The organism is Staphylococcus sp. HMSC065D05 (genome assembly GCF_001813195.1).
Classification (GTDB): domain Bacteria; phylum Bacillota; class Bacilli; order Staphylococcales; family Staphylococcaceae; genus Staphylococcus; species Staphylococcus epidermidis.
This window is the reverse complement of the sequence record NZ_KV811716.1, coordinates 1-11,378: the sequence shown is the minus strand read 5'-3', so window position 1 is coordinate 11,378 and position 11,378 is coordinate 1. Positions and strand designations below refer to the sequence as shown.

Genomic DNA, 11,378 nt, shown 5'->3' with positions numbered 1-11,378 from the left:
TACTATTCAAAGATATATTTTGATTTTATAAAAAGATACGATCAGCTGAATATAGATTGATACAGTTTATTGTTGAGTAATAGATAAAGAAAGTGTTATGATATTTAAGGAATATTTAAGACTTGGTACTAAAATGAGGGGTGAGCGTGTGAAATTAAAGAAAAACGATAGACGAGTAGCCATTAAAGAGGCTATCGAATTAAACCCCTTCATCACTGATTATGAATTGTGTGAGAAGTTTGATGTAAGTATTCAAACCATACGTTTAGATCGCACACATTTAAATATTCCTGAGTTACGTAAAAGAATTAAATTAGTCGCTGAACAGAATTATGGCCGAATCAAATCAATAGAGGCCAATGAAATTATAGGTGATTTGATTCAAGTGAATCCTGATGTTAGCGCGCAATCTCTAATTGAAATTACAATTGATTCTGTTTTTGCAAAAAGTGAGATTGCTAGAGGGCATGTCTTATTTGCACAAGCTAACTCATTATGTGTAGCTCTTATACATAAACCAATAGTATTGACACATGAAAGTCAAGTTGAATTTAAAGAAAAAGTAAAATTAAATGACACAGTTCGAGCAGATGCCCGTGTCATAGATATAACAGATAAACATTATATTATTGAAGTGAATTCTTATGTTTCAGATATGTTAGTTTTTAAAGGGAAATTCAAAATGTACTATACAAGTGAGGATGAATGAAATGGTTAAAATTGCTGTAGATATGATGGGTGGAGATGATGCGCCTGGTATTGTATTAGATGCAGTTAAAAAAGCTGTCGAAGACTTTAAAGATTTGGAAATTATTCTTTTTGGTGACGAATCACAATACAATTTAAGTCATGAGCGTATAGAGTTTCGACATTGTACCGAAAAGATTGAAATGGAAGATGAACCAGTACGTGCAATTAAACGTAAAAAAGATAGCTCCATGGTTAAGATGGCTGAGGCGGTAAAATCAGGTGAAGCTGATGGTTGTGTATCAGCGGGAAATACAGGTGCTTTAATGTCAGCTGGGTTATTTATTGTTGGACGTATTAAAGGCGTAGCAAGACCTGCGTTAGTTGTAACATTGCCCACTACTGATGGCAAAGGGTTTGTGTTCTTAGATGTTGGTGCCAATGCTGACGCTAAAGCAGAACATTTACTACAATATGCGCAATTAGGAAATATTTACGCTCAAAAAATTCGCGGTATTCAAAATCCTTCAGTGTCACTTCTTAATATTGGCACTGAAGCAGCTAAAGGAAATTCTTTAACTAAAAAAGCATATGATTTATTTGAGAAAAATCAATCATTTAACTTTACAGGTAATATTGAAGCAAAAACACTTATGGATGGAAATGTTGATGTCGTAGTAACAGATGGTTATACAGGTAACATGGTCCTTAAAAATCTTGAAGGCACTGCAAAGTCTATAGGTAAAATGTTGAAAGAAACAATAATGAGTAGCTTCAAAAATAAATTAGCTGGTGCAGTGTTGAAAAAAGATTTAGACACATTTGCTAAGAAAATGGACTACTCAGAATATGGTGGATCAGTATTATTAGGTTTAGATGGTACGGTTGTAAAAGCTCACGGTAGTTCAAACGCTAAAGCATTTTATTCTGCAATTAGACAAGCAAAAATTGCTGGTGAAGAGAATATCGTTCAAATTATGAAAGATACAGTAGGTGAGTAAAATGGGTAAAATAGCAGTTGTATTCCCTGGTCAAGGTGCACAAAAAGTAGGGATGGCTAGTGATTTATATAACGAAGAAGAACGCTCGACTCGAGTATTAAATTTAGCTCAAGAGACAGTAGACTTTGATTTGTTAGAAACGATGTTTAATGATAATGATGGGAAATTAGGAGAAACAGAAAATACACAACCTGCACTATTAACACATAGTATTGCGTTACTAGAATCTTTAAATCATTTAAAAGTAGATTATACTATGGGACATAGCTTAGGAGAATATTCAAGTTTAGTTGCTAGTGGTGTATTAGCTTTTGAAGATGCAGTTAGAATTGTACGTAAACGTGGCCAACTTATGGCTCAAGCGTTTCCTAACGGTGTTGGAGGTATGGCAGCAGTATTAGGTTTGGACTATGATGATGTTGATAAGATATGTCAAACGTTATCTACAAATGAACAGTTAATTGAACCTGCTAATATTAACTCACCAGGTCAAATCGTGGTGTCTGGACATAAACCTTTAATTGATGAATTAGTAGAAAAGGGCAAAGAACTTGGAGCTAAACGCGTTCTTCCGTTAGCTGTTTCCGGTCCTTTTCACTCTTCAATGATGAAAGTTATTGAAGAGGATTTTGCTAATTTCATTAATCAATTTGAGTGGCATAATGCTAATTATCCAATTGTTCAGAATGTTAATGCAAAGGGAGAAACCGATGCCGAAGTAATTAAACGCAATATGGTTAAACAATTATATTTACCTGTTCAATTTATTCAATCAACGGAGTGGTTGATTAATCAAGGTGTCGATCACTTTATTGAAATTGGACCTGGAAAAGTATTATCTGGGCTCATCAAAAAAATTAATCGAGATGTAAAAATCACTTCAATTCAAACACTTGAAGATGTGAAAGGATGGAATAATAATCATGAATAAAAGTGCTTTAGTTACAGGTGCTTCTCGTGGTATAGGTAGAAGCATTGCATTGCAATTAGCAGAAGAAGGATATAATGTAGCTATCAATTATGCTGGAAGTAAAGATAAAGCAGAAGCAGTTGTTGAAGAAATTAAAGCTAAAGGTGTAGAAAGTTTTGCAATACAAGCCAATGTTGCAAAAGGCGATGAAGTTAAAGAAATGATTAAAGAAGTGGTAAGTCAATTTGGTTCTGTAGACGTATTAGTTAACAATGCAGGAATAACTAAAGACAACTTACTTATGCGCATGAAAGAACAAGAGTGGGATGACGTGATTGATACGAACTTAAAAGGCGTGTTTAACTGTATTCAAAAAGTAACGCCACAAATGTTACGTCAACGTAGTGGTGCAATCATTAATTTAACTAGTATTGTTGGTGCAATGGGTAATCCTGGACAAGCAAACTATGTTGCAACAAAAGCAGGTGTTATTGGATTAACTAAAACTGCAGCACGAGAACTAGCATCACGAGGTATTACAGTGAACGCTGTAGCACCTGGCTTTATCGTTTCAGATATGACAAATGCTTTAAGTGATGATTTGAAGGATCAAATGTTAGAGCAAATTCCTTTAAAACGTTTTGGAGAAGATACAGATATAGCTAATACTGTTGCCTTCCTAGCTTCTGATAAAGCTAAATATATTACAGGCCAAACAATTCATGTTAACGGCGGAATGTATATGTAATGTTCGAAAAGAAGCAAACGAACACATGAGCTGAGGCTCATGTATAAGAAACACTAAATACACATGTATTAAGTGTTTCTAAAATTCTACTTGTATTTTAGAAAGTAAAATGGGAAAATAAAATAGTCTATCAAAAGACTCTTTAAAAGGAGGTGAAGCGACGTGGAAAACTTCGATAAAGTAAAAGACATCATCGTTGATCGTTTAGGCGTAGATGCTGACAAGGTAACTGAAGACGCATCATTCAAAGATGATTTAGGCGCTGACTCACTTGATATCGCTGAATTAGTAATGGAATTAGAAGACGAATTTGGTACTGAAATTCCTGATGAAGAAGCAGAAAAAATCAACACTGTTGGTGATGCTGTTAAATACATCAACAGCCTTGAAAAATAAAATGATTAATATCTGAGTCGTCTTCTCGTCGGCTCAGATTTTTTCTTTAGTTTTAGTCTGTTTTCACGTAAAATTAAATTAAGCTTTTAAACTTTATAGTTAGGAGGTTAGGTTGTGGCTAACCAGAAAAAGAAAGAAATGGTACATGATTTTCAACAAAAATTTACTGATAAAATGAAGTCGTTAGGATTACATTTTAAAAATATTGATTTATATCAACAAGCTTTCTCTCATTCAAGTTTTATTAATGACTTTAATATGAATCGTTTAGAACACAACGAACGTTTAGAATTTTTAGGTGATGCGGTATTAGAATTGACGGTTTCACGCTATCTTTTTGACAGACATCCTCATTTACCAGAAGGTAATTTGACAAAGATGCGCGCAACAATTGTTTGTGAACCTTCACTTGTGATATTTGCGAATAAAATTAAATTAAACGAACTGATTTTATTAGGTAAAGGTGAAGAGAAGACAGGAGGCAGAACAAGACCTTCCCTTATTTCAGATGCTTTTGAAGCTTTTGTAGGTGCACTATATTTAGATCAAGGTTTAGACACAGTATGGACATTTGCTGAAAAAGTTATCTTTCCGTATGTAGAAGATGACGAGCTCGTTGGTGTCGTAGACTTTAAAACACAATTTCAAGAATATGTGCATAGCCAAAATAAAGGAGATGTGACATACCAATTAATTAAAGAAGAGGGTCCCGCACATCATAGACTATTTACATCGGAAGTGATTTTAGAAAATAAAGCAGTTGCAGAGGGTAAAGGAAAGACAAAGAAGGAATCCGAACAAAAGGCAGCAGAACAAGCGTATAAACTAATGAAAAATAAAAAATCATTATAATTATAAAAATATGATAATCTATGATTGATCATCATATAAAGCTTCAATCTATATTGATAATTTTGAATAATTGTTAATATAGCCCCAAGCTTATCAACTCAACACGACTGTGATAAGGAGAATACAATGGTTTATTTAAAATCAATTGATGCCATAGGATTTAAATCTTTTGCCGACCATACCAATGTTCAATTTGATAAAGGTGTGACAGCTATTGTTGGTCCTAATGGAAGTGGTAAAAGTAATATTACTGATGCAATTAAATGGGTACTAGGTGAACAATCTGCCAAATCACTACGTGGTGCTAAAATGGAAGATATCATTTTTTCAGGTGCTGAACATAGAAAAGCTCAAAATTTTGCTGAAGTAAAACTTAAATTAGATAATCATTCACAAAAATTACAAATTGATTCTGAGGAATTAGTTGTCACACGCCGTCTCTATCGAAGTGGTGAGAGTGAATATTATTTAAATAATGATCGTGCACGGTTAAAGGATATTATAGATTTATTTCTCGATTCAGGACTTGGAAAGGAAGCATTTAGTATTATTTCTCAAGGACGAGTAGATGAAATATTGAATGCAAAACCAATCAATCGTCGACAAATTATTGAAGAATCTGCTGGAGTACTTAAATATAAAAAGCGTAAAGCTGAATCGATTCAAAAACTTGACCATACTGAAGATAATCTTAATCGGGTCGAAGATATCTTATATGATTTAGAGGGACGAGTGGAACCGTTAAAAGAAGAGGCGGCCATTGCTAAAGAATATAAGCAATTATCTAAAGAAATGGAGCAAAGTGATGTCATCGTTACAGTATCTGACATTGATCATTATACCGAAGATAATCAACGATTAGATGAGCGTTTAAATCACCTAAAGAGTCAACAGGCTGAGAAAGAAGGTCAACAAGCTCAAATCAATCAGTTACTACAACGATATAAAGGTAAACGCCAACAAAACGATTATGACATTGAAAAGTTAAATTATGAATTAGTTAAAGCAACTGAGAATTATGAGCAATTATCAGGTAAGCTAAATGTATTAGAAGAACGAAAGAAAAACCAATCAGAAACAAATGCAAGATATGAGGAAGAATTAGATAATTTAGAATCACAAATTGATTCTATTAAAAATGAAAAAGCTCAAAATGAAAAATTATTAGCCGATTTGAAAAATAAGCAAAAGCAATTAAACAAGGAAGTTCAAGAATTAGAGTCACTTCTTTATGTATCTGATGAACAACACGACGAAAAACTGGAAGAAATTAAAAATAGTTATTATACATTGATGTCAGAACAATCAGATGTTAATAATGATATAAGATTTTTAGAACATACAATCAATGAAAATGAAGCAAAAAAATCACGATTAGATTCGCGTTTAGTAGAGGCTTTCAATCAACTTAAGGACATTCAACAAAATATTACTCAAACAAACAAGGCATATCAAAGTTCTAAGAAATCTATGCAAAAAGTAGAACAAAATATTCAACAATTAGAACGACAGTTGACAGATTCTAAAAGACTTCTTTCTGAATATGAAAATAAACTATATCAAGCCTATCGTTATAATGAAAAGTTAAAATCAAGAATTGATAGTTTAGCTACTCAAGAGGAAGATTACACGTATTTCTTTAATGGTGTAAAGCACATTTTGAAAGCAAAAGATAAAGAACTAAGAGGGATTCATGGTGCGGTTGCAGAAGTAATTAACGTTCCTTCAGAAATGACGCAAGCAATTGAAACCGCCTTAGGTGCATCGTTACAGCACGTTATTGTTGATAATGAAAAAGACGGTCGTCAAGCAATCCAGTACTTGAAGCAAAGAGGTCTAGGTCGTGCTACTTTTTTACCATTAAACGTGATTCAACCAAGACATGTAGCTGCTGAGATTAAAGATGTAGCTCGTAGTTCACAAGGATTTATTAATATTGCATCTGATGCTATAAATGTATCTGCTAAATATCAAAACATCATTGAAAATTTATTAGGTAATACCATCATTGTAGAAAATTTAAAACATGCAAATGAACTTGCACGTGCCATTCGATATCGGACAAGAATAGTAACTTTAGAAGGTGATGTTGTAAATCCTGGTGGTTCCATGACAGGAGGAGGAGCACGTAAAACAAAAAGTATATTGTCACAAAAAGATGAATTATCAACAATGCGAAATCAACTTGAAGATTATCAACGACAAACAGCAGAATTTGAACGTCAGTTTAAAGAACAAAAAACACAAGCTGAACAATTAAGTGAACAATATTTTAGTGCAAGTCAGCAGTACAACAATTTAAAAGAACAAGTACATCATCACGAATTAGAACTAGATAGACTAAAAACACAAGAAGCACATCTTAAAAATGAACATGAAGAGTTCGAATTTGAAAAAAATGATGGATATCAAAGTGATAAAAGTAAAGAAACTTTAAAAGAAAAGCAAAATCATTTAACTGAGATACAACAACAATTGAAGCAACTAGAAAATGATATTGAAAGATATACACAATTATCAAAAGAGGGAAAAGCTTCGACACATCAAACACAACAGCAACTACATCAAAAACAATCTGATTTAGCTGTTGTTAAAGAGAGAATTAAATCGCAAAAGCAAGTACACGAACGTTTAGATAAACAACTTAGCGATTCAGAACGTCAAAAACTTGAAGTAAATGAAAAAATCAAATTGTTTAATTCAGATGAAATGATGGGTGAAGATGCTTTTGAAAAGTTGAAAGAGCAAATTCAGCAACAAGAAAATGTAAGACAAAATTTAAATCAACAACTTAGTGAGATTAAACAGCAACGTAAAGATTTTAATGAGAAAATCGAAATGAATGAAGGTCAGCTTCAAAAATGTCATCAAGATATACTTTCTATAGAAAATCATTATCAAGATATTAAAGCAAAACAATCAAAGCTAGATGTATTAATTAATCATGCAATAGATCATTTAAATGACACGTATCAACTCACAGTAGAACGTGCAAGAATGGAATATGATTCTGATGAAACTATTGACAATTTGCGTAAAAAAGTAAAATTAACGAAGATGTCGATCGATGAATTAGGTCCTGTAAATTTAAATGCAATAGAACAATTTGAAGAGTTGAATGAGCGATACACATTTTTAAATGAGCAACGAACAGATTTAAGAGAAGCAAAAGAAACCTTAGAACAAATCATTCATGAAATGGATAAAGAAGTAGAAGGACGTTTTAAAACAACATTTCATGCAGTTCAAGATCATTTTACGACAGTGTTTAAGCAATTATTTGGTGGTGGACAAGCAGAACTTCGTTTAACTGAAGATGACTATTTGTCTGCTGGCGTTGATATCATCGTGCAACCGCCAGGAAAGAAATTACAACATCTTTCATTATTAAGCGGTGGTGAACGTGCTTTAAGTGCTATAGCGCTATTGTTCGCCATTCTCAAAGTTCGATCAGCACCTTTTGTTATACTAGATGAAGTAGAAGCGGCATTAGATGAAGCTAATGTGATACGATATGCTCAATATTTAAATGAATTATCTACGGAAACACAATTCATTGTAATTACACACCGGAAGGGAACGATGGAGTTTTCTGATCGTTTATATGGTGTAACAATGCAAGAGTCTGGTGTTTCTAAGTTAGTTAGCGTCAACCTAAATACAATAGATGAGGTTATGAAGGAGGAACAAGCATGAGTTTTTTTAAACGTCTGAAAGATAAATTTTCTAGTAAAAATGAAGATGATATTCAAAAAGACCTGGATGAATCTGTAGATTCAAATGTTAACAGTGATTCAGATTCAATGGATCCGAATGATTCTGATGAACAAGTTAAACCCAAAAAGAAACCTAAAAAATTAAGTGAAGCTGATTTTGACGAAGATGGCTTGATATCGATTGAAGATTTTGAAGAAATAGAAGCTCAAAAAATTGGAGCAAAATTCAAGGCCGGTTTGGAAAAATCACGTCAAAACTTCCAAGAACAGTTAAATAATTTAATTGCTCGATATAGAAAAGTTGACGAAGATTTCTTCGAAGCTCTGGAAGAAATGCTTATTACTGCGGACGTTGGTTTTAATACTGTTATGAAATTAACTGATGAGCTACGTACAGAAGCACAAAGACGTAATATACAAGAAACAGAAGACTTAAGAGAGGTTATAGTTGAGAAGATTGTAGAAATCTATCATCAAGAGGACGATCATTCTGAAGCAATGAATATTGAAGATGGACGTTTAAATGTCATACTGATGGTTGGTGTGAATGGTGTCGGCAAAACAACAACAATTGGTAAATTAGCTTATCGTTATCAACAAGAAGGTAAAAAAGTAATGTTAGCTGCTGGTGATACTTTTAGAGCTGGAGCAATTCAACAATTAAACGTCTGGGGAGAACGTGTTGGCGTTGAAGTTGTGAGTCAAAACGAAGGTTCTGACCCTGCAGCAGTAGTATATGATGCGATTAATGCAGCAAAAAATAAAGACGTAGATATTTTAATTTGTGACACTGCAGGACGCTTGCAAAATAAATCTAATTTAATGCAAGAGTTAGATAAAATGAAACGTGTGATTAATCGAGCAATACCTGATGCCCCCCATGAAGCTTTATTATGCTTAGATGCAACAACTGGTCAAAATGCACTTTCACAAGCACGTTCATTTAAGGAAGTTACAAATGTCTCAGGTATAGTTTTAACTAAATTAGACGGTACTGCTAAAGGGGGTATTGTATTAGCAATTCGAAATGAGTTACACATTCCAGTTAAATATGTTGGTTTAGGTGAAAAAATGGATGACTTACAACCGTTTAATCCTGAAAGCTATGTATATGGATTATTTGCTGATATGATAGAACAAAATGAAGATATTCCTGAAGAAATCTCTAGAAATTCATCCGTTGAATCTGAAGAAGGTAACTAAAATGGGACAAAATGATTTAGTTAAAACATTGCGTATGAATTATCTATTTGATTTTTATCAAAGTTTGCTTACAAATAAACAGAAAAATTATCTCGAATTATTTTATTTACAAGATTATTCTTTAAGTGAAATTGCTGATACATTTGAAGTGAGTAGACAAGCAGTTTATGATAATATAAGAAGAACTGGCGATTTAGTAGAAGATTATGAATCGAAATTACGACTATACCAAAGATTCGAGAAACGTCGTGAATTATATAACTTAATGAAACAATCACTTAATCAACCTGAGTTGCTTAAACAATATATCACTCAATTAGAAGAATTAGAGTAGTGATCATTATAATAAAGGAGGGCAAACGTTATGGCATTTGAAGGATTATCCGATCGCTTACAAGCCACGATGCAAAAAATGCGTGGTAAAGGGAAAGTAACAGAAGCAGACATTAAAACGATGATGCGTGAAGTGAGATTAGCGTTATTGGAAGCCGATGTTAACTTCAAAGTTGTTAAGGAATTTGTTAAGACTGTTTCAGAACGTGCGCTAGGTTCTGATGTCATGCAATCTTTAACACCTGGCCAACAGGTTATTAAAATCGTACAAGAAGAACTTACTAGCTTAATGGGTGGAGAAAATACATCCATTAAGATGGCAAACAAACCACCAACTGTTGTTATGATGGTAGGCTTACAAGGTGCAGGTAAAACGACGACAGCAGGTAAGTTGGCATTATTAATGCGTAAAAAATATAACAAGAAACCTTTACTTGTGGCAGGAGATATTTATCGTCCAGCTGCTATTGATCAATTACAAACAGTAGGTAAACAAATTGATATCCCTGTGTATAGTGAAGGTGATCAAGTATCACCACAACAAATTGTTGAAAATGCTTTAAAACATGCTAAAGAAGAACATCTAGATTTCGTTATCATTGATACAGCTGGTCGTTTGCATATTGATGAAACACTTATGAATGAGCTTCAAGAAGTTAAAGAAATTTCTAAACCAGATGAAATTATGCTTGTTGTTGATGCAATGACAGGTCAAGATGCTGTGAATGTGGCACAATCATTTGATGAACAATTAGATGTTTCAGGTGTAACATTGACTAAATTAGATGGTGATACACGTGGTGGTGCAGCACTTTCAATCCGTTCCGTTACCCAAAAACCTATTAAATTTGTAGGTATGAGTGAGAAATTGGATGGTTTAGAATTATTCCACCCTGAACGAATGGCTTCGCGTATTTTAGGTATGGGTGATGTTTTAAGTCTCATTGAAAAAGCGCAACAAGATGTAGATCAAGAAAAGGCTAAAGATCTAGAGAAGAAGATGCGAGAGTCATCATTTACATTAGATGATTTCTTAGAACAGTTAGATCAAGTTAAGAATTTAGGTCCTTTAGATGATATAATGAAAATGATTCCTGGTATGAATAAAATGAAAGGTTTAGATAAGCTTAATATGAGTGATAAACAAATTGATCATATTAAAGCGATTATACAATCTATGACACCTAAAGAGCGTTCAAACCCTGAAACATTAAATGTATCGCGTAAAAAACGTATTGCAAAAGGATCCGGCCGATCTTTACAAGAAGTTAATCGACTAATGAAACAATTTAATGATATGAAGAAAATGATGAAACAATTTACTGGTGGCGGTAAAGGTAAAAAAGCTAAACGAAACCAAATGCAAAATATGTTAAAGGGTATGAACTTACCGTTTTAATTTATGAAATCAAGCATCGAAACTTGAGAGTGTCTTCGATGCTTGATTTTTTTGAACCTTAATAAGGATTGTTAACAAAATTAACAGAAACGCTTGATTTAAAGCACATGCATAACCAAAAGTACGATTTACT

10 protein-coding genes are annotated in these 11,378 nt (G+C 33.3%); all 10 read left to right on the top strand.

What is annotated here, in order from left to right; all coding sequences use genetic code 11:
- Positions 1–148 precede the first annotated feature (148 nt).
- The 10 genes from fapR (at position 149) to ffh (ending at position 11,245) form a co-directional block, all read left to right on the top strand.
- A complete protein-coding gene (gene fapR, locus HMPREF2897_RS00090; RefSeq protein WP_001830099.1) occupies positions 149–709 on the top strand; it encodes a transcription factor FapR in 561 nt (186 codons plus the stop codon).
- 1 nt (position 710) lies between these two features.
- The gene (gene plsX, locus HMPREF2897_RS00085; RefSeq protein WP_002457382.1) at positions 711–1,688 is read left to right on the top strand and encodes a phosphate acyltransferase PlsX; all 978 of its coding nucleotides are present in this window, start codon (positions 711–713) and stop codon (positions 1,686–1,688) included.
- Position 1,689: 1 nt separating this feature from the next.
- The gene (gene fabD, locus HMPREF2897_RS00080; protein WP_002486275.1) at positions 1,690–2,619 is read left to right on the top strand and encodes an ACP S-malonyltransferase; all 930 of its coding nucleotides are present in this window, start codon (positions 1,690–1,692) and stop codon (positions 2,617–2,619) included.
- Positions 2,612–3,346, top strand: coding sequence for a 3-oxoacyl-[acyl-carrier-protein] reductase (gene fabG / locus HMPREF2897_RS00075; protein ID WP_070592392.1), 735 nt, complete (start codon positions 2,612–2,614; stop codon positions 3,344–3,346). Before fabD ends, fabG begins: the two co-directional genes overlap by 8 nt.
- Positions 3,347–3,508: 162 nt before the next feature.
- Positions 3,509–3,742, top strand: a complete 234-nt coding sequence (locus HMPREF2897_RS00070; protein WP_001830184.1) for an acyl carrier protein — start codon at positions 3,509–3,511, stop codon at positions 3,740–3,742.
- Positions 3,743–3,856: 114 nt separating this feature from the next.
- A complete protein-coding gene (gene rnc / locus HMPREF2897_RS00065) occupies positions 3,857–4,594 on the top strand; it encodes a ribonuclease III (protein WP_002446271.1) in 738 nt (245 codons plus the stop codon).
- 126 nt (positions 4,595–4,720) lie between these two features.
- Entirely contained in the window at positions 4,721–8,290 is a 3,570-nt protein-coding gene (gene smc, locus HMPREF2897_RS00060; RefSeq protein ID WP_070592390.1) for a chromosome segregation protein SMC, read from the top strand.
- On the top strand, positions 8,287–9,513 hold the full coding sequence (ftsY, locus tag HMPREF2897_RS00055) for a signal recognition particle-docking protein FtsY (protein ID WP_002496451.1): 1,227 nt from the start codon (positions 8,287–8,289) through the stop codon (positions 9,511–9,513). The genes smc and ftsY overlap by 4 nt, the downstream gene beginning before the upstream one ends.
- A gap of 1 nt (position 9,514) precedes the next feature.
- Complete coding sequence (locus tag HMPREF2897_RS00050; protein ID WP_002457379.1) at positions 9,515–9,847, top strand: putative DNA-binding protein; 333 nt, start codon at positions 9,515–9,517, stop codon at positions 9,845–9,847.
- A 30-nt stretch (positions 9,848–9,877) separates the two neighbouring features.
- Positions 9,878–11,245, top strand: a complete 1,368-nt coding sequence (gene ffh / locus HMPREF2897_RS00045) for a signal recognition particle protein (RefSeq protein WP_002446275.1) — start codon at positions 9,878–9,880, stop codon at positions 11,243–11,245.
- Positions 11,246–11,378 lie beyond the last annotated feature (133 nt).